Origin of the sequence: Paraburkholderia ginsengisoli NBRC 100965 (assembly GCF_000739735.1) — a bacterium.
In the GTDB taxonomy this organism is placed as follows: domain Bacteria; phylum Pseudomonadota; class Gammaproteobacteria; order Burkholderiales; family Burkholderiaceae; genus Paraburkholderia; species Paraburkholderia ginsengisoli.
In genome coordinates this window covers 428,675-447,851 of sequence record NZ_BBJF01000005.1, presented here as the reverse complement: position 1 = coordinate 447,851, position 19,177 = coordinate 428,675, and the positions used below count along the sequence as shown (strand labels likewise).

The 19,177-nt window shown below is 64.9% G+C and carries 14 protein-coding genes; 3 read left to right on the top strand and 11 right to left on the bottom strand.

All coding sequences use genetic code 11. The features are described from left to right. Positions 1 to 26: 26 nt before the first annotated feature. Positions 27 to 1,226, bottom strand: coding sequence for an amino acid aminotransferase (locus BGI01S_RS11255; RefSeq protein WP_042325290.1), 1,200 nt, complete (start codon positions 1,224 to 1,226; stop codon positions 27 to 29). 200 nt (positions 1,227 to 1,426) lie between these two features. Between BGI01S_RS11255 and BGI01S_RS11250 the strand changes: the two genes are divergently transcribed. Beyond that, positions 1,427 to 2,368, top strand: a complete 942-nt coding sequence (locus BGI01S_RS11250; RefSeq protein ID WP_042325288.1) for a LysR family transcriptional regulator — start codon at positions 1,427 to 1,429, stop codon at positions 2,366 to 2,368. Between the two features lie 123 nt (positions 2,369 to 2,491). On the opposite strand, the gene BGI01S_RS11245 is transcribed toward BGI01S_RS11250, so the two are convergent. From BGI01S_RS11245 to BGI01S_RS11225, 5 genes are all read right to left on the bottom strand, one after another. After that, positions 2,492 to 3,310, bottom strand: coding sequence for a helix-turn-helix transcriptional regulator (locus BGI01S_RS11245; protein WP_042325286.1), 819 nt, complete (start codon positions 3,308 to 3,310; stop codon positions 2,492 to 2,494). A 96-nt stretch (positions 3,311 to 3,406) separates the two neighbouring features. Then, on the bottom strand, positions 3,407 to 4,534 hold the full coding sequence (locus tag BGI01S_RS11240) for a hybrid sensor histidine kinase/response regulator (RefSeq protein ID WP_042325285.1): 1,128 nt from the start codon (positions 4,532 to 4,534) through the stop codon (positions 3,407 to 3,409). 9 nt (positions 4,535 to 4,543) lie between these two features. Further along, complete coding sequence (locus BGI01S_RS11235; RefSeq protein WP_042325282.1) at positions 4,544 to 5,170, bottom strand: chemotaxis protein CheB; 627 nt, start codon at positions 5,168 to 5,170, stop codon at positions 4,544 to 4,546. A 10-nt stretch (positions 5,171 to 5,180) separates the two neighbouring features. Continuing rightward, positions 5,181 to 6,026: a CheR family methyltransferase gene (locus BGI01S_RS11230; RefSeq protein WP_042325280.1), complete on the bottom strand. Its 846-nt coding sequence runs from the start codon at positions 6,024 to 6,026 to the stop codon at positions 5,181 to 5,183. A 29-nt stretch (positions 6,027 to 6,055) separates the two neighbouring features. Further along, a complete protein-coding gene (locus BGI01S_RS11225) occupies positions 6,056 to 9,658 on the bottom strand; it encodes a response regulator (RefSeq protein ID WP_042325948.1) in 3,603 nt (1,200 codons plus the stop codon). A 260-nt stretch (positions 9,659 to 9,918) separates the two neighbouring features. Between BGI01S_RS11225 and treF the strand changes: the two genes are divergently transcribed. Further along, complete coding sequence (gene treF / locus BGI01S_RS11220; RefSeq protein ID WP_042325278.1) at positions 9,919 to 11,736, top strand: alpha,alpha-trehalase TreF; 1,818 nt, start codon at positions 9,919 to 9,921, stop codon at positions 11,734 to 11,736. Positions 11,737 to 11,875: 139 nt separating this feature from the next. Here treF and katE read toward each other — a convergent pair whose 3' ends face one another. The 4 genes from katE to BGI01S_RS11200 all read right to left on the bottom strand — a co-directional run bounded on the left by katE (position 11,876) and on the right by BGI01S_RS11200 (position 16,840). Beyond that, positions 11,876 to 14,050, bottom strand: coding sequence for a catalase HPII (gene katE / locus BGI01S_RS11215; protein ID WP_084585336.1), 2,175 nt, complete (start codon positions 14,048 to 14,050; stop codon positions 11,876 to 11,878). Between the two features lie 120 nt (positions 14,051 to 14,170). Then, positions 14,171 to 15,067, bottom strand: a complete 897-nt coding sequence (locus BGI01S_RS11210; protein WP_042325273.1) for a MipA/OmpV family protein — start codon at positions 15,065 to 15,067, stop codon at positions 14,171 to 14,173. Between the two features lie 375 nt (positions 15,068 to 15,442). Beyond that, entirely contained in the window at positions 15,443 to 16,204 is a 762-nt protein-coding gene (gene msrA / locus BGI01S_RS11205; protein ID WP_042325271.1) for a peptide-methionine (S)-S-oxide reductase MsrA, read from the bottom strand. Between the two features lie 108 nt (positions 16,205 to 16,312). Further along, complete coding sequence (locus tag BGI01S_RS11200) at positions 16,313 to 16,840, bottom strand: Lrp/AsnC family transcriptional regulator (RefSeq protein WP_042325269.1); 528 nt, start codon at positions 16,838 to 16,840, stop codon at positions 16,313 to 16,315. A gap of 162 nt (positions 16,841 to 17,002) precedes the next feature. Between BGI01S_RS11200 and BGI01S_RS11195 the strand changes: the two genes are divergently transcribed. After that, complete coding sequence (locus BGI01S_RS11195; protein ID WP_042325267.1) at positions 17,003 to 18,019, top strand: 1-aminocyclopropane-1-carboxylate deaminase; 1,017 nt, start codon at positions 17,003 to 17,005, stop codon at positions 18,017 to 18,019. 220 nt (positions 18,020 to 18,239) lie between these two features. On the opposite strand, the gene BGI01S_RS11190 is transcribed toward BGI01S_RS11195, so the two are convergent. After that, on the bottom strand, positions 18,240 to 19,130 hold the full coding sequence (locus tag BGI01S_RS11190; protein ID WP_042325265.1) for a LysR family transcriptional regulator: 891 nt from the start codon (positions 19,128 to 19,130) through the stop codon (positions 18,240 to 18,242). Positions 19,131 to 19,177: the final 47 nt, after the last annotated feature.

Genomic DNA, 19,177 nt, shown 5'->3' with positions numbered 1-19,177 from the left:
GGGCAGTTGCCGCTATGCGGTTGCCGTTACGCGCTCGCCACCACCGCCGCGATCGACGACGCCACATACCCGGCGTTGCGTTCGTTAAGTCCCGCGACGCACATGCGACCCGAGCGCAGCACATAGACCGCGTATTCGCTGCGCAGCCGTTCGACCTGGCTTTCGCTCAGGCCCGTATAGGTGAACATGCCGCGCTGCGCGACGTAACGCGCGCGCATCACTTCATCGACGCGGCCCGCGAGTCCCGCGTGGATCGTGCCGCGCATCGCGAGAATGCGCTCGCGCATGGTGGCAAGCTCGGCTTCCCACGACGCGCGCAACGACGCATCGGCGAGCACGTTGGCCACCAGACGCGCGCCGTGCGTGGGCGGGTTGCTGTAGTTCGCGCGCACCGCCGACATCAGTTGACCGAGCACGCGAGCCGCCTCTTGCGCGCTTTGGCACACCACGCTCAACGCGCCGCAACGCTCGCCATACAGCGAGAAGTTCTTCGAGAACGAATTCGCGACGATCAACGGCACGCCCGCGTCGGCCAGCAGACGCACGCATTCGGCGTCCTCTTCGAGGCCCGCGCCGAAACCCTGGTAGGCCATGTCGACGAACGCGATCAGCTTGCGGCGCTGCAAAACCGGCACCAGTTCCGCCCATTGCGCCGCGCTCAGATCGACGCCGGTCGGATTGTGGCAACACGCATGCAGCAGCACGACGCTGCGCTCGGGCAGGCGGCCTAGCGTGTCGATCATGTCGGCGAAGCGTAAGCCGCCTGTTTGCTCGTCGTAGTACGGATAGGTGTTGACGCTCAGCCCCGCGCCTTCGAACACCACGCGATGGTTTTCCCAGCTCGGGTCGCTGATCCAGATTGACGAACCGGGGAAGTAGCGCTTCAGAAAATCAGCGCCGACCTTCAGTGCGCCCGAACCGCCGAGGGTCTGCAACGTCGCGACGCGGCCCGCGGCGCGCGACTCGCTCTGCGCGCCGAACACCAGCGCCTGCGCCATCTCGCGATACAGCGGCAGACCCGCCATCGGCAGATAGGAACGCGGGCCGATCGAGTCGAGCAGCGCGGTTTCCGCGCGACGCACGGCGTCGATCACCGGCAGCTTGCCGGCGTCGTCGAAATAGATGCCGATGCTCAGGTTGACCTTGTTCGTTCGGGGGTCCGTTTGAAAATCTTCGTTCAGGCTGAGAATCGGATCGCCTGGATAGGCGGGAATGTGGTCGAACATGGCAAGTCCTTGAAGGCGGCCTCGAACGGGCCTCGCTAAGGCCTGGTTCCAGGCGGATGATGCGTCGGGTGACACAGGGTCAATCGGAAGTCTAAGCGGGTTTGCGCTGAGGCGTCGATCGGGCGAGTGTCGGCCACGAGGCCGCCGCGCACAATCAACCGATTTTTCACCATTCGTAAGTTTTTCTTTAGAATCGCCGAATGCCTCTCACACGCGTCACCATTCGACAGTTCGAAGCTTTTCTCGCCATCGTCGATCTGCATAGCATCGGCGCGGCGGCGCAACGGCTCGGGCTCACTTCGTCGGCGGTCAGCCAGTTGCTGGCCGAATTGGAAACGGAACTCGGCTTCCGGCTGTTCGACCGGACCACGCGGCGCGTCGATCTGTCGAGCGCGGGGCAGGATTTTCTGGCGTCCGCGGAATCGGTGCTGCGCCACGTGCGCGCCGCCGCGCAATCCGCCGACGACATCCGCAACCGCGCCGCCGGCATCGTGCGCGTCGGCGCGCCGCTGGTGCTGGCGGCCACCGCGTTGCCCGCGGCCATCGCCGACTACGCACGCGACAAGCCGAAGGTGGTCGTGCGCATTTGCGACGTCGTCGTCGAGCAACTGGTGGAGCGCGTCGAGAGCGGCGACGTGGATCTCGCGATCGGGCCGGACCGGCAAAGCGGCACGCGCGTGCGTTGCGAGGCGGCGTTCGCGAGCCCGTGGGTGATGTGGTGCGCGCCGAGCCATCCGTTGGGCACGCGGCGCCGCGTGCAGTGGCAGCATCTGCGCGACGTGCCGATCGTCGCCACCGGCCGCGACCACGAGCGGGCCGTCGACCAGATGCTCGCCAACCTGCCGGTCGAAGCCCGCATCATTCCCGTCGACGTGGTAGACAACGTCACCACTGCGTTCGGGCTCGCAGCCCAGGGGCTGGCCGTGACGCTCGCGCCGGCCTACGTCGCGCCGCTCGCGCGCACGTTCGGGCTGGTGATGAAGCGCATCGTCGATCCGGAAACGATCCGCGAGGTCTGCGTGTACCGCTCGACAGAGCGCGCGCTGTCGCCGCCCGCGGACGGTTTCGCGGATTTCATCGTGCCGTGGCTGAAACGCTGGGACCGCGAGACCCAAACCGAGGCGCGCGCAAAGCGCGCGTAGCGGCTGGAAGCCATGGTCGAAGCGGTGGTCGAAGCGATAACTGAAGCGGTGGCGGAGTGACCGCTGAACCGCGCATCGATGCGCGCCCGCGCAATACGAACCGCCGCGCTTTTCGCAAACGGCTCAGCCGCGCTCCCGCTGCATGCACAGCGCGAACAACTGCCGCTGACTGGAAATGCCGAGCCGCGCATACGCGCGCTTCTGATACGTGACGACGCTCGCGGGCTTGACGCCCATCTGCGCGGCGATCTCGGCGGCGCTCGCACCTTCGAGCGTGCCGCGCAGCACGTCGAGTTCGCGCGGCGTGAGTTGCGGGCACGCGCGCCGAACACGCGCGAGCATCGCGGCGGCCGGTCCCTGCTGATGCTGTCCGTTAAGTGCGTAGTGGCTTTTCGCGGCGTGCGCGAACAGATGCGCGACACGCTCGATGTGCTCCAGCTCGCCCGCCGCGAAACTGCCGTACGCGCTGTCGCGATACAGATTGATCGACAGCCAGACGCGCTCCATCGGTTGCACCAGCAGCGACAGCCGGTCGGACACGTTGGGCTGCGCATAGCAGGCCGCGCGGTACGCTTCGTTTTCGATCTCGTCGCTCTGCTGCTGGTGCAGCACCAGCGCGTCGCGAGCCTTTGCATCCGCAGTGCGGCCGACGATCGCGCGATTGCCGTCGAGCGCGTAAAAATGCGTGGCGTAGCGGTCGGCGATGTCGCGCAGAAAGCGCCCGCCGCGATGATCCGCGGCCGACACCGTGCGCGGCCGCGCATCGAACTCGTACGCGAAGATCGTGCACTGCGAAACCGGCAGCGAATCGCCGACGGTCTTCAGGATGCTGGCGGCGAGCGCGTCGGCGTCGGGGTGCGAGATCGCCATGACGAGGTCGGTCGCGCGCGCGGTGCTGATCTGCCCGCTTCGTTGCGGTGGAGCGATGCGCCAGGAACGCATGATGGGATTCGGGTCGCGTTGCGGGAATGGGGTTCCGGCAAGCGTAGCACAGCGTGAGCGGCGCCCGGCGGTTCGCGCGGCGCCGCGGCGACGCGCTTAAGTGCGCGTGAACGACCCGCGCTGCAATGTCACCATTCTCGGCAATTCAATCGTAAATACGGTCCCCGCCGCTTCGTTCGATTCGACGCTGACGCTGCCGCCATGCATCCGCGCGATCTCCTGCACGATATGCAGCCCGAGCCCCAGGCCCTCACGCGAACGCGCGCCGCTGCTGTTCGGCCCGAAGGCCTTGAACAGATGTGGAAACACCTCGGCCGGAATCGTGCCGCGATTGGAGACCTTCAGGCGCACCGACTCGACCGCGTCGCCATCCACCTCGACGCGGATGTCCCCCGCCGGCGCGCCATGATGCAGCGCGTTGCTGACCAGATTCGACACCGCCTGCCAGACCAGATCCGTATCCCACGCGCCCGCCGTGTTGCCGTGGCTGTCGAACACGATCCGCTTGCCGCTCTTCTGCGACGCGAATTCATCGATCACCGAACGGCACAGCGTCGCCAATTCGATCGAGCGCGGCTGCAACGGCAGGCGGCCGCCTTGCAAACGCGCGAGGTTCAGCAGCTGATCGACCATCCGCGCCATACGCAGCGAACTGTTCTTCACACGCGTGGCCACGGTGACCGACTGCTCGTCCGCGGCCGTGCGCATCAGGTATTCCGCCGATGCCAGCACCGCGCCGAGCGGCGTGCGCAGGTCGTGACTCAGCACCGCCATCAGCATCTCGTTGGCCTCCAGCATCTGGCGCGTGGTCACGAGTTGCGCGGCGAGCTGGCGCTTCTGCTGTTCGAGCTGAACGAACACGTCAACCTTCGATTGCAGGATGCGCGGGTCGAAAGGCTTGTACAGGAAGTCGACCGCGCCCGCTTCATAGCCGCGGAACGTGCGCGACGCGTCCTGCGCGGTCGCCGTCAGGAAGATGATCGGCACATGCGAGGTGCGCGGGCTGCCACGCATCAGCGCGGCGAGTTCGAAGCCGTTCATGCCCGGCATGTTGACGTCGAGAATCGCCAGCGCGACCTCGTGCTTGAGCAGCAGATCGAGCGCAGCGGTACCCGAATCGGCGACCAGCACCGCGATATCCGGCCGCGCGAGCAGCGCTTCGAGCGCGGTAATGTTGTGGACGATGTCGTCGACGATCAGGATGTTCACAGGTGAGTTCGTCATGGCATCGGATCAGAGAGAGGCCGGCAATGCGGCAAGCCGCCGGGCCATGGTTTCGGGATTGTAGATGGAGTCGGCCGCGCCGCGTGTGATCGCGGCGCGCGGCATTTCGGGTGAACTCGCCGTGTCGGGCGCCTGCACCCACGCGGTGCCGCCGAGCGCGCGCACCTGCGCGAGCCCTTGCGCGCCGTCGTCGTTGGCGCCGGACAGCAGGATCGCCAGCAGGCGCTCGCGATACACCGCGGCCGCCGACTCGAACAGCACGTCGATCGAAGGCCGCGAGAAGCGCACCGCGGCATCGGTCGACAACGCGACGGTGCGGTCCACTTCCACCAGCATGTGATAGCCCGGCGGCGCGACATGCACGCGGCCCGGCATGATCGGCTCGCCGGCGTCCGGTTCGAGCACCGGCAACGCGCAGCGATGCGCGAACGCATGCACGAGGTAGCTCGGCGAATCGGGCGGCAGATGCGTGACGATCATCACGGCCGGCGCAAAGCCCGCGGGCAGCGCGCCGAGCAGGATGTTCAGCACTTCGATGCCGCCCGCCGAACCGCCGATCACGACGAGATCGTAGCCGCGCGCCGCGGCGGCATCGGCTGGGGCATCGACGGCTGGCTGGACAGTTGAGCGTGGCATGGCGAGCGTGCTAGCGCTTCTGATAAATGCGTTCGGCCGGACGGAACTCGTCGAACGCTTCGTAATGACGGGAAAAACGCAGGCTCTCCTTGCTGCCCAGACCGAGGAAGCCGCGCCGCACCAGCGCGTTTTCGAACAGACCCAGCGCGCGATCCTGCAAGCCGCGATCGAAATAGATCAGCACGTTGCGGCACGACACGAGATGCGCTTCGAGAAAGACTTCGTCGGTGGACAGGCTGTGGTCGGCGAACACCACGCGCTCCTTCAGCGAACCGGCGAAACGCGCGCCGCCATACGCAGCATGATAGTAGTCCGACAGCGAACGCTTGCCGCCCGCCGCCAGATAGTTCTGCGTGAAGCCCTGGATCCGGTCGAGCGCGTAAATGCCGGACTCGGCGCGCGCGAGCGCATCCGGGTTGATGTCGGTCGCGTAGAACAGCGTGCGCTCGGTGAGCCCTTCCTCGTCGAACAGAATCTTCAGCGACCACAGTTCTTCGCCGGTGCTGCAACCGGCCACCCACACCTTGATCGACGGATAGGTGCGCAAACGCGGCAGCACATGTTCGCGCAACGCGAGGAAATAGGCAGGATCGCGAAACATCTCGCTCACCTGCACCGTCAGGTACTGGAACAGGCGCGAGAACTCGTCGCCGCTGCGCATGATGCGGTCCTGCAACTGCGACAGCGTCTTCAGGCCGAACTCCTCCAGCGCCTGTGAGAGGCGGCGCCGCAGCGACGACATCGCGTAGTGCCGGAAGTCGTGCTGATACTTCAGATAAATCGCCTCCAGCAGCAGCTTCAACTCGATGTCGAAGTCGCTGATGCGGTGCGGCGTGTCGAAGTCGGACTGGCTCATCGTGATTCCGTCTGGCACTGCGTTTCCCATTACCGTTGCCGCAGCCAGACGCGGCACAGCGCGACCAGCTTGTCGACGTCGATCGGCTTGGACACGTAGTCGTCGGCGCCGGCTTCGAGGCAACGCGTGCGATCGTTGGCCATTGCCTTCGCGGTCAGCGCGATGATCGGCAGATGCGCGAAACGCGGATTGCGGCGAATCTCGCCCATCGCGGTCAAGCCGTCCATCTCGGGCATCATGACATCCATCAGGATCAGATGTACTTCGGGCCCGCTTTCGAGCGCGTCGAGCGCCTCGCGGCCGTTGCGCGCGATCTGCAGCTTCGCGCCGAGCGGCTCCAGCACGTGCGAGAGCGCGAAGATATTGCGCACGTCGTCTTCGGCCAGCAGGATCGTTCGGCCTTCGAATGCGTTATCGCGCTGACGCACGGTGCGCAGCATGCGTTGCTGCTCGGGCGCGAGCGACGACTCCACGCTATGCAGGAACAGCGTGACTTCGTCGAGCAGACGCTCGGGCGACTTCGCGCCCTTGATGATGATCGACTTCGAATAGCGGCGCAGACGGTGCTCTTCGTCGTCGGACAGCATGCGGCCCGTGTAGACGATCACCGGCAGCGTCGCGTGCGCGGTGTTCGCGGCGAGCCGTTCGAGCAGATCGTAGCCGGTGCCGTCGGGCAGCGCGAGGTCGGTCACGACGCAGTCGAACGTGAACTTCGTCAGATGGTCGAGCGCTTCCGCGAGCGTCGCGACCGCGACGATCTCCGTGTTCTCGCTTTGCAGCAATGCGCGGATGCTTTCGCGCATCGGCGCGTCGTCCTCGATCACCAGCACGCGTTTCAGGCGCTGCTGCAGACGCGCTTCGAGACGGCGGATCGCGGCTTCCATCGTGCTGCGCGCGGTCGGCTTCAGCGTGTAGCCGATTGCGCCGAGGTGCAGCGCCTTGTCGGCGTGATCGGTGGCCGACACGATGTGAATCGGAATATGGCGCGTGAGCGGATCGTTCTTCAGCCACTCCAGCACGGTCAGGCCGGAACGGTCCGGCAGACCGACGTCGAGCAGCACCGCCGCCGGCCGCATGTCGCGCACCAGCGCGAGGCCGCTCGCCGCATCGCTCGCGTGGACGAAATCGAAGTCGAGATCGTGCGTGAGGTCGCGCAGGATTTCGGCGAACGCGAGATCGTCTTCGACGGCGACGATCAGACGGCCGGCGCGCGTGCGATTGTCGCGGTCGTCGGCGATCGAGCCGGCCGTGCTCTCCGGCGCGTTGCCGGCCGAGAGTCCGTTGGCCGGCGAGATCACCGCGGTTTGTACGCTGCTCGACGGCGTGCGGATCAGCAATGGCTCGGCGGCGGCAGATGCCGTCGCGGAGACTGCCGCCGGCGTGCTTGCGTGAGCCGGCGCTTGGGCGTGTGCCTGCGCATGCGCTGATGCGAACACCGAGGGCGGCGTCGCCGCCCCCACGCCCAGGTTGCCTGCCAACACGGCCTCGGCATCGAGCGGCAGCCACAGCGTGAACACACTACCCTTGCCCACTTCGCTCGCGACCGTGATCCGTCCGCCCAGCAAGTGCGCAAACTCGCGCGAGATCGACAGACCCAGGCCGCTGCCGCCGTATTGCCGGCTGGTGGAACCATCGGCCTGCTGGAACGCTTCGAAAATCATGTCCAGCTTGTCGGCCGCAATGCCGATGCCGGAATCGCGCACGTCGATGCGCAACTGGCCGCCTTCTGCCGGCGCCACCGACAGCGCTACGTCGCCGCGCTCGGTGAACTTCACCGCGTTCGACAGCAGGTTGCGCAGGATCTGCGTGACGCGCTGGCCGTCGGTGACGAACGTCTCCGGCGTGCCCGGCTGGCGGTCGAATACCAGGTGCAAATGTTTCGCGCCGGCCAGCGGCTTGAACATCTCTTCGAGTGCCTGCAGCGTCGCGTCGATCGACACCGTTTCGAGCTCGACCGTCACCTGGCCTGCTTCGACTTTCGACAGATCGAGAATGTCGTTGATCAGCACCAGCAGATCGCTGTTGGACGCGTGAATCGTTTCGGCGTAACGCACCTGCTCTTCAGTCAGGTTGCCGGTGCGGTTCTGCTGCAGCAGCTTCGCGAGGATCAGCGAACTGTTCAGCGGCGTGCGCAGTTCGTGCGACATGTTGGCGAGGAACTCGGACTTGTAACGGCTCGACTGTTCGAGGCGCTCCGCGTTGGCCGCGAGGTCGTCCTGCGCGCGCAGCAGATCCGACTTCTGCCGCTCCAGACGCTGCGCGTATTCCTCGAGTTGCACGTTGGTCTGTTCGAGTTCGGCCTGCTGCACTTCGAGGCGCGTTTGCGATTCCATCAACGCGCGCCCGCGCTCTTCGAGTCCTTCGTTGGAGACGCGCAGCTCTTCCTGCTGAACCTGCAGCTCTTCGTTCAACTGCTGCGTTTCGACCAGCGCGTCCTGCAGCCGTTCGCGATACAACGCCGCTTCGATGAAGTCGCCGATGCTGTTCGCGATCAGTTCCATGAAGGTTTGATCGCGTTCGGCCAATTCGCGGATAAAGCCCAGTTCGATCACGCCGTTGACCTGGCCGTCGTTGACGACCGGCATGATCAGCAGATTCTTCGGCGCGCTCTTGCCGGTGGCGGACACCACCTGCACGTAATCGGCGGGGACGTCGCGCAGAACCAGCGTACGGCGCGCGAGCGATGCCTGCCCCACCAGCGTTTCACCTTCCTCGAAATTGCGCGCGGCGGCCTGCTCGCTTTCGCGGCTGAAACCGTACGCGGCGATGCGGCGCAGCGTGCCGTGCTGTTTGTCGCGCACATAGAGCGCGCCGACCGCGGCGTCCAGATACTGCGCGAGGAAGTCGAGCATCGCGCGGCCGACGAGCGGCGGGCTCGTCTGGCCGACCACCTTTTCCGCCAGCAGACGCTGGCCGGAGCGCAGCCACACCTGCTCCTGCAACGCTTCGGTCTGTTCGGCCTGCTGACGCAACGCGCCGTCGTACGTGGCGGACAAACTCATCAGTTCGCGCCGCCCCATCCACGCAAGCAACGCGCTCACGCTCAGGCTGAACACGAGGAACACGCTGACCAGCGTGGTCGTGACGCGGCGCGTCGCTTCGGCGCGCTCCTGGCGCAGACGCAATTCGACATCGAGAAAATCGCCGAACTCGCGGCGCGTTTCGTCGAATTCGATCTTGCCGCGTCCGCTCGCCACCGCTGCTTCGTAATCCTGATTGCGCCGGCGCGCGTCGATCATTTCTTCGGCGAAACGGCTCCAGCGCTGCTGGATCGCCTGAATCTGCTTGAGTCGTTCGACTTGCGGAGGATTGTCGACGACCAGTTCCTGCAACGCTTCGATCTGCGTCTTGAACTTCGGGCCGCCGGTTTCGTACGGCGTGAGAAAGCTCTCGTCGCCGGTGATCAGAAAGCCGCGCATCGACGATTCGCGGTCGACCGCGAGACGCAGCATTTCATTGGCCTGGCCGATCACCCGCTCCGAGTGCTCGACCCAGTTCATCGTCGAGACCAGATAGGCAATCAGCCCGACGAAAACGGCCATCGTGATGAGGCCGACACCGAGAGGCAGCGCGAGGTTGCGACGGATGATCTGGCGAAAACGGTTCTGGTCGACGGCCTGCGATGCGGTCATTTTTTCTGTATTCGGCATAACGGATCGGGTCGATCCGGAATATTTTTCGGGTTTTCGCGTGGTTCTTTTTGGCGCGATACAACGGCAGCCATCATACAGGATGACGGCTATTTTTGAGATGTTCGCGGGCACTGTCAGGCTTACTGGGCGGGGCTCCCGACGATGCACGCAACTTTGCCGGACGCACTCGGGTCAATCATGCGATGAATGAAAATCCACCTTCGACGGTTCAGGCCCGCCCCTCTTTCCTCCGCTTGCCGATGCCCTACCGACACCTCGCCGAACTCTCGCGCGCGTCGCTGCGCAGCGTGCTCGTTGCTTCGCTCGCCGCGTCGCTCCTCGCGCATGCGTCGCTCACCGCGTCAACGCCGCTCGCCGCTGCGCCGCCGGCCGGCATCGCCAAGGTCGCCGTGCATGTCGAGCCACCGACGCAGGCGTCGCCGGTCGTGCCGGTGCCGCCGTCCGAGCAGTACCCGGCGTTGTATCGCGACGTGCAACTCGCGCATCTCTATCCCGACAGCAAGACCTTCGCGGACATGGTGCCGCTCGTGCCGCCCGCGCAAATCGCCGCGGCCTACGATGCCGCGAAGCAGCCGAATTTCAGCCTTGCCGATTTCGTGAAGCGCAACTTCACGCTGCCCACCCGCGCCGCGAAGGCCTATGTGTCCGATCCGAATCAGGACGTGGTCGGCCACACCGACACGCTGTGGACTGTGCTGCGCCGCGAACCGGACGCGACCGCGAGCCCGTGGTCGTCGCTGCTGCCGTTGCCGCACGCGTATATCGTGCCGGGCGACCGCTTCGACGAGATCTATTACTGGGACTCGTACTTCATCATGCTCGGGCTCGAACAGAGCGGCCAGCACGCGCTGGTGGTCGACGAGCTGAAGAACTTCGCGACGCTGATCGATCGCTACGGACATATTCCGAACGGCAATCGCACGTACTATCTGAGCCGCTCGCAGCCGCCGTTCTTCGCGCAGATGGTGCGGCTCGTCGCGGATCGCGACGGCGACGGCGTCTATGCGCAGTACCTGCCCGAGTTGCAGCGCGAATACGCGTACTGGATGAACGGCAGCGAAGGCCTGCCCGTGGGCCATGCGAGCCGTCACGTAGTGCGTCTCGCGGACGGCACGCTGTTCAACCGCTATTGGGACGAACGCGCCGTGCCGCGCGACGAGTCGTATCGCGAGGACGTGCTCACCGCGCAGCAGACGCCGCAGCGCGATGCCGCGGAACTGTGGCGCAATCTGCGCGCGGGCGGCGAGACCGGTTGGGATTTCAGTTCGCGCTGGTTCGCGGACGGCAAGACGCTCGCCAGCGTCGATGTGACGTCGCTCGTGCCGGTCGATCTGAACTGCCTGCTTGTAGACCTGGAGCGTACGCTCGCGAAGGCGTATCGTCTGCGCGGCGACGTCACGCATGCCGAGAACATGGAGCAGCGCGCCGCGGCGCGCGCCGACGCGATTCGTCGCGTGCTGTGGGACCCGCAGTTGCAGGCGTTCGGCGATTACGACTTCGTGCAGCGCGCGTTGACGCATCGCCTCACCGCCGCGACGGTGTATCCGTTATATACAGGCGTAGCGAGCCGGCAGCAGGCGAAGACGGTCGCCGCGACCGTGCAGCGCGAACTGCTGCGGCCCGGCGGTCTCGCGACCACCCAGGTGAATAGCGGCCAGCAATGGGACGCGCCGAACGGCTGGGCGCCGTTGCAGTATCTGGCGGTCATCGGCTTGCGGCGCTATAGCGAGCCCGCGCTCGCGCAAACCATCGCCACACGCTGGATCAGAACCAATGTCGCGTACTACCAACATAGCGGCAAACTGGTCGAAAAATACGATGTCGATGCGCCGACGCCGGGCGTGGCCGCGGGCGGCGGAGAGTATCCGTTGCAGGATGGTTTCGGCTGGACCAACGGCGTGTTGCGCGCGTTGCTCGCGCTCTATCCGCACGCCGTGCAGGCGTCGCGGCCGAGCGATATTGCCGAGGGTCCGGCAGGGGTGTCGGCGGCCGCTGCGTCGGCGGCGGCCGCGCCGAAAAATACGCATCGGCTGCACGGCGGGCGGGTGAGTCCGTAGGCGGCATCTGCCGACTCAGTTTCCGGCTCGTTGCTGCATGCGCAAAAAAAAACTGGCCGGTGTGACCCGGCCAGTTTTGCTTTCTGCTTCACTGCACTGTCGCGCGTGAGCATGCACGCTTGCGCGCCGGGGCCGGTCGCTACGCCGGCACCGTCTCCGCCTGCGCCGCGCGCGCCCACACGCGATGCTGCCCCGCCGCCGCGACGAACGCATTCAGCACGTCCTTAACCTGCTTATCGTCGCCAGTCGCGACGCCGTCCGCATTGTCCGGCAGATGCGCGGCGGCCAGTACGTCGCGCCCCGCGCCGAGCGCGGCAATCGCTTTCAGATGCTTGAACGCTTCGAGCACGAAGTGCCGCGCATCGCCCGATTGCGCGAGCGCCTTCGCGCCCGCTTCGCCGCCCACGACGATCACCGCGTCGAACATGATCGACGGCAGTCCGGCGATCGTCGCGTCCGGCGCGAGACCGTCGATCGCGGCAAGCGTCGGCGCGATCAGCATCGGCGTCGCGCCCTCGGCCTGGAGCGCCTGCTGCAGCTTGCGAATCGCGGCGCCGTCGGAACCCGGCGCGGCCAGCAACGCGATCTTGCGCGTCTTGATGCCGGGCTTCACGCGATTGAGCAAACTCAACGCGGGCGACTCCTTCGGCCCGGCAAGTTTCGCCGTGCCCTTCTTCGGCGCCGGCAAACCCAGACCTTCGGCGACTTGCGCAGCCAGTCCCACATCGAAATTGGCGAGAATCTCGTTGACCACGCGGGCGCGAATCTCCGGCTTGCTCACCTTGCCGAGTTCGAACTGATACGCGGCGGCGATGTGATCTTTCTCGGGCTGCGACATGCTGTTGTAAAACATGGCGGCCTGCGAGAAGTGATCGGCGAACGATTCGCTGCGCACGCGGATCTTGGTGCCGTCCACGCGCTCCTGATAGCTTTCGAAGCCGCCGTCCGACGCCGCCGGATCGGTTTCCTTCGGCCAGCCGCCGTTCAGCGAATTCGGCTCGTACGACGCCTGGCCGACATGGATCGCCTGACGATGCATCGCATCGCGCTGATTGTTGACGAACGGGCAGACCGGCCGGTTGATCGGAATCTCGTGGAAGTTCGGACCGCCCAGGCGGCTGATCTGCGTATCCGTGTACGAGAACAGACGGCCTTGCAGCAGCGGATCGTTCGAGAAGTCGATGCCCGGCACGACATGGCCCGGATGAAACGCGACCTGTTCGGTCTCGGCGAAGAAGTTGTCCGGATTGCGATTGAGCGTCATCTTGCCGACGATCTTCACCGGCACCAGTTCCTCCGGAATCAGCTTGGTCGGATCGAGCAGATCGAAGTCGAACTTGTGCTCGTCCTCTTCCTCGACGATCTGCACGCCGAGTTCGAACTCGGGAAAGTCGCCCCGCTCGATCGATTCCCACAGATCGCGCCGATGAAAATCCGGGTCTTTACCCGCGAGCTTCTGCGCTTCGTCCCACAGCAGCGAGTACGAGCCCAGCACCGGACGCCAGTGGAATTTGACGAAACGTCCCTTGCCTTGCGCGTTGACGAAACGGAACGTGTGAATGCCGAAGCCTTCCATCGTGCGCAGGCTGCGTGGAATCGCGCGATCCGACATGGTCCACAGCACCATGTGCGCGGACTCGGGCACGAGCGATACGAAGTCCCAGAAGGTGTCGTGCGCGGAGCCGCCGGTCGGCATCTCGTTCGGCGCTTCCGGTTTCACCGCGTGCACGAAGTCCGGAAACTTGATGGCGTCCTGAATGAAGAACACCGGCATGTTGTTGCCGACCAGATCGTAATTACCTTCCTGGGTGTAGAACTTCACCGCGAAGCCGCGCACGTCGCGCACGGTGTCGGCCGAACCGCGCGGCCCCTGCACCGTCGAAAAACGCACGTAGACCGGCGTCTGCACCGACGGGTCCTGCAGGAACGCGGCCTTGGTGTACTCGCTCAGCGACTCGTACACCTGAAACACGCCATGCGCGGCCGAGCCGCGCGCATGCACGATGCGCTCGGGGATGCGCTCGTGATCGAAGTGCGTGATCTTCTCACGCATGATGAAGTCTTCGAGCAACGACGGACCGCGCGGGCCGGCTCGCAGCGTGTTCTGATTGTCGGAGATCTTGACGCCCTGATTGGTTCTCAGCGCCTGGCCTTCAGGACTCACTCGAAACTGTTCGAGGTCTTTCGATTTCGGGTCGTTCGCTTGAGCGGGTGCTGCCGCGGGCGTCCGCGTGCTCGTTTTACCTGCCATGGGGGGAGCTCCTTGTTCGGTATGTGTTCGGGCGCGGCGGTGGAAGTCCGTCTCACGCGCAATAACCGGGGAGCAAACGATGTACCCGCCAACGACCGACGCCGCTCGCGGCGATTGGAACGGCGACGGCGAACCGCCGCCGTCCCGTTTGTGGGTAGGGAGGCCCTGCTGTGAAGCCTCGCGTCAGAAGCGATAGTTGATCGAAACGTCGGCCACGCCATTGGCCCGGCTGCGCGTGACCGGACTATTGCCGGCACTGCCGACCAGTTGCTGGAATGCGCCGTCCGCCGTCGCGAACCAATGCTTGTTGAACAGCCACACCGCGCTCACGCCGAAGCCCACCGACTTGAAGCCCGCGCTCGCGTGGTATTGCGACAAGTGCGAGTTCGCGGCCTGCTGCTGGTTGACGCCGAACCAGCTGTTCATGTACGTGGAATCCGCGAGCGACACGTTCGGACCGGCGAACCAGAAGAACGTTTTCGAACTGCCCGGCAGCGGCATATAGGCGCCCAGGTCGCCGATCCAGCCATTCGAGCCGCCGAAGTAACGCCGGATATCCGCGCGCAGCACCAGCGGGAAGTCCTTCGACACCACATATTCGCCCGCCAGTTTGAGACCCGGCGCCGCGTTGATGTTGCCGAGCCCGTTCAGCTCCTGAGGATCGTCCTGGCCGCGACGCCCAAGGTCGTAGACGGCGGCGAGACTCATGCGCCAGTTCTCGCCCTGCGCGAAGTTGACGCCGAAGCCTTCGCCGCTCGACAGGAAGAACAGGTCCTTGTAGCGCACGTCGATGCTCGGTCCGGCGACCACGTGATAGCGCTGGGAGCCCTCAAAGCGCGGCTGGAACGACGCCGCCGCGCCGAGGCGCACCTGCCAGTCGGGAATGTTCGGTTGATACATCTTCTGCAACGGAATACCAACCGAGTATTGCCATTCGCCCAATGGCGAGGGCGTCTGCGCGGACGCCAAGCCTGGCAGGCAGGCAATGCCGCCGAGGGTCACGGCCACCAGAGACGTCGCCGCGATGCCTGTTTGTTTATTGCGGAGCTTGCCGCTCCGCTTTCTACGGCTGTTCAACACCAGAAGCCTCCGATCTCGCGTATCGCGAAGGGGGTTATGTTCTCGCCCGAAGTCCGCAACGGCAAAGCAAGCCCTCGGGCGACCACGCGCTATTACTTACGGCATGTAATTTTTTCAGGGAACGACACGCACTGCTCGGCAAACACGCTGTTCAAACGGCCCGCCACGCGGTCCCGGGCGGACTTGTGTATGAACAGGTTCATGAGAAAAATATGCCGACCGACGCATATGTGCAAAATACGCGCCACATTGGTAGGGAGACGGTTCGAATCGAAGGCGAGCGCGGGGACGGGAGCGCATGCGGACATGCGGTCAGAGGTTGGTCTGCTCAACGCAATGCGGCGTTGCAGAGCCTGCTGGCGACGGCCGGCTCCGTTATTGGGCGGCTTCGACCAGCACGGGTTTGTCGCGATACAGGTTGGGGAATAGGCGCTTCAGATTGGCGACCTTCGGCAGATCGTTGAACGCGATATACGCGGAGTTTGGATGCAGCGTCAGATAGTTCTGGTGATACGCCTCAGCCGGATAAAAGCCCTTGAACGGCTCGGTGCGCGTCACGATCGGCGCCGGAAACGAGCGCGCTTTCTCGAGTTGCGCGATATAGCTCTGCGCGACGCGGCGCTGCATGTCGTTCAACGGAAACAGCGCGGAGCGGTATTGCGTGCCGCTGTCCGGCCCCTGCCGGTTCAACTGCGTTGGGTCCTGGATCACCGAAAAGTAGACCTGCAATAGCTGGCCGTACGTGACCTTGGTCGGGTCGAACGTGACCTGCACGGATTCCGCGTGACCGGTCTCGCCGCCGCTGACGATCTCGTAGTCCGCGGTATCGCGCGCACCGCCGGAATAGCCGGACACCGCCTTCATGACGCCGCGCACGTGCTGGAACACGCCCTGCACGCCCCAGAAGCAGCCGCCCGCGAACACCGCGGTTTCTTCGTGGACCGTGCTCGCGGAGATCGGCTCGTCGAGCGCGGGCGGTGCGATCACCACCGCGGTCTCCGCCGCGAATGCCTGGCGCGCCAGCGTCCCCAGTAACAGCGCCACCGTCAGCGCCAGCGCGCCGATGCCGGGCGAAACCGGAAACGCCGCCACGCGCGAGCGCACCGCCCTGCCGTCAATGCGTTTTCCGAAGTCCATGATGTTCGTCCTGGTTCGATCCGATCATCCCGCCTGTCGCTCGCACGTCGATGCAATCGGCGCGCCCCCCTATCGCAGCATGCACGCCTTTTCGCGTGACGGCGCGGCTCACAACGGAAATTTCGTGGTCGACAGAATTTCCTTGAGCACCATGAACGAGCGGATCTGCCGCACGCCCGGCAGATAAAGCAATTGCTCGGCGTGCAGGCGATTGAAGCTGTCGCTGTCGCGCGTACGGATGGTCATGAAATAGTCGAACTCACCGGTCACGACGTGGCACTCCATGCAGCCCGGCACCTTCTGCGCGGCTTTCTCGAACTCGGCGAACGACTCAGGCGTGGATCGGTCCAGCACCACGCCGATGATCACCAGCATCCCCGCACCGGCCGCTTTCGGATCGATCAACGCGACTACACCGCGAATCAAACCCGCCTCTTTCAACCGCTCGACGCGCCGCAAACAGGCCGGCGCACTCAGCTTGACTTTTGCCGCCAGCGCGACGTTCGAGATGGATGCGTCGGTTTGCAACTGCCGCAGGATCGCGCGGTCGATGCGGTCGAGCGCCTGCAACGGGTCTGCCTGAGCGCTGGACGCCGCGGCCGCTTTCGCCGTCGTACGGATTTTTGTTGCGTTCATGTTTGTCTCGACGATGTTTTATTAACTGTAATACAAGATGGCATTTGCAAAAGTAGGCCGACAGGAATTTTTTCGCAAGCTCATTTCAGATGCTTTTCCCTACCATTGATTCACCGCGACGCCTTGCCGTTCGCGTCGAAACTCACTGACCACGGAGCTGCCATGAACCTGCAACGATTCCCCCGCTACCCGCTCACCTTTGGACCGACGCCGATCCAGCCGCTCAAGCGCCTGAGCGACCACCTCGGCGGCAAGGTGCATCTGTATGCGAAGCGCGAGGACTGCAACAGCGGGTTTGCGTTCGGCGGCAACAAGACGCGCAAGCTCGAATATCTGATCCCCGAAGCGCTCGCACAGGGTTGCGACACGCTGGTGTCGATCGGCGGCATCCAGTCGAACCAGACGCGCCAGGTGGCGGCGGTCGCCGCGCATCTGGGCATGAAGTGCGTGCTCGTGCAGGAGAACTGGGTCAACTATTCGGATGCCGTGTACGACCGCGTCGGCAACATCCAGATGTCGCGCATTCTCGGCGCCGACGTGCGGCTGGTGAGCGATGGCTTCGACATCGGCTTTCGCAAGAGCTGGGAGGACGCGCTGGAAAGTGTGCGCGCCGCCGGCGGTAAGCCGTACGCGATTCCGGGCGGCTGCTCCGATCATCCGCTGGGCGGCCTCGGCTTCGTCGGCTTCGCGGACGAAGTACGTCAGCAGGAGGCCGAGTTGGGCTTCAGGTTCGACTACATCGTCGTGTGCTCGGTGACGGGCAGCACGCAGGCGGGCATGGTGGTGGGCTTTGCCGCCGACGGCCGCGCCGAGCGCGTGATCGGCATCGATGCATCGGCTAAACCCGCGCAGACCCGCGAGCAGATCACGCGCATCGCGAAGCAGACCGCGGAGCGTGTCGACCTGGGCCGCGACATCACGGCGAAGGACGTCGTGCTGGACGAGCGTTTCGGCGGCCCGGAATACGGTCTGCCGAACGACGGCACGCTGGAGGCGATCCGCTTGTGCGCGCGACTCGAAGGCGTGCTGACCGACCCGGTGTATGAGGGCAAGTCGATGCACGGGATGATCGGGATGGTGCGCAATGGGGAATTCCCGGAAGGCTCGCGTGTGTTGTACGCGCACCTGGGCGGCGTGCCGGCGTTGAACGGGTACAGCTTTATTTTCCGCAATGGATGAGGCGGTAACGTGGCTGAAGCGCACCGCGTAATGCGTTAGGCACGGGTGGCAAGCGGCGGCGCAGGCGGGGCTTGCGCCGCCGCTTGCGTATGAACCCTGTGGACCACAGAGGCTGTGTAAGCCCTCGCTGGCTGGCAGGCGTTACCGGCAGCTGGTTGAAATTCGCGGACAAGTCACCGGTCGCTGACCCGCCGCGCACACAAGCACCCACTCCCGCGCATCACACCGCCAGCGTCTTCTTCAAGTGCTTGCGCAGGAATTCCACAAAAGCCCGAATCGTCACCGAGCTTTGCCGATGCTGCGGATACACCGCGTAGACGCTCGTCGCGTCCGGCATGAACGCTTCGAGAACCGGCACCAGTTGGCCGCTCCTGATCGCGTCGGCGACAATAAAGTCAGGAAGCCGAACGATCCCCAATCCGGCCACGGCCGCGTCGCGAATCAGATCGCCATTGTTGGCCCGCAACGGCCCCTGCACTTCGACACCCTTCACTACGCCGTCCACCACGAAGTCCCAACTGACCGCGCCGCCATGTCCGTACAACAGGCATGAATGACGTTGCAGATCCGCCGGCGTCGCAGGCTTGCCCCGGCGCCTCGCGTATCCCGGACTGCAACACGCGACCATCCTCACATCGACGAGCTTCTGCGCGATCAGCGTGGAATCGGCCAGCGTGCCGATGCGGATCGCCATGTCGAAGCCTTCGCCGATCACGTCGACGGTGCGGTCGCTCAGTTCCATGTCGAAGCGCACGTCGCTGTGTTCACGCAGGAACAGCGCCACCAGCGGCGACAGATGCAGCATGCCGAACGACATCGGCGCGCTCACACGCAGCAGTCCGCGCGGACCGGCGCGGCGCAGCGACATCGCCTGCTCGGCATCCTCCACTTCGCCGAGGATGCGTTTGGCGCGCTCGTAAAACTCCTGCCCGAGGTCGGTCACGGCGAGCTTGCGCGTATTGCGGACCAGCAATTGCACGCCGAGCGCCTCTTCCAGTGCCATCACCCGGCGGCTGACGAACTGCTTCGACAGCGAGAGACGGTTGGCCGCCGCGGTGAAGTTATGCGCGTCGACGGTGGCGACGAAAATCCGCATGTCTTCGAGTTGCATCGAATTGTCCACTCCATGGTGACAGTGTTTCCGCTTTAACTGAGATT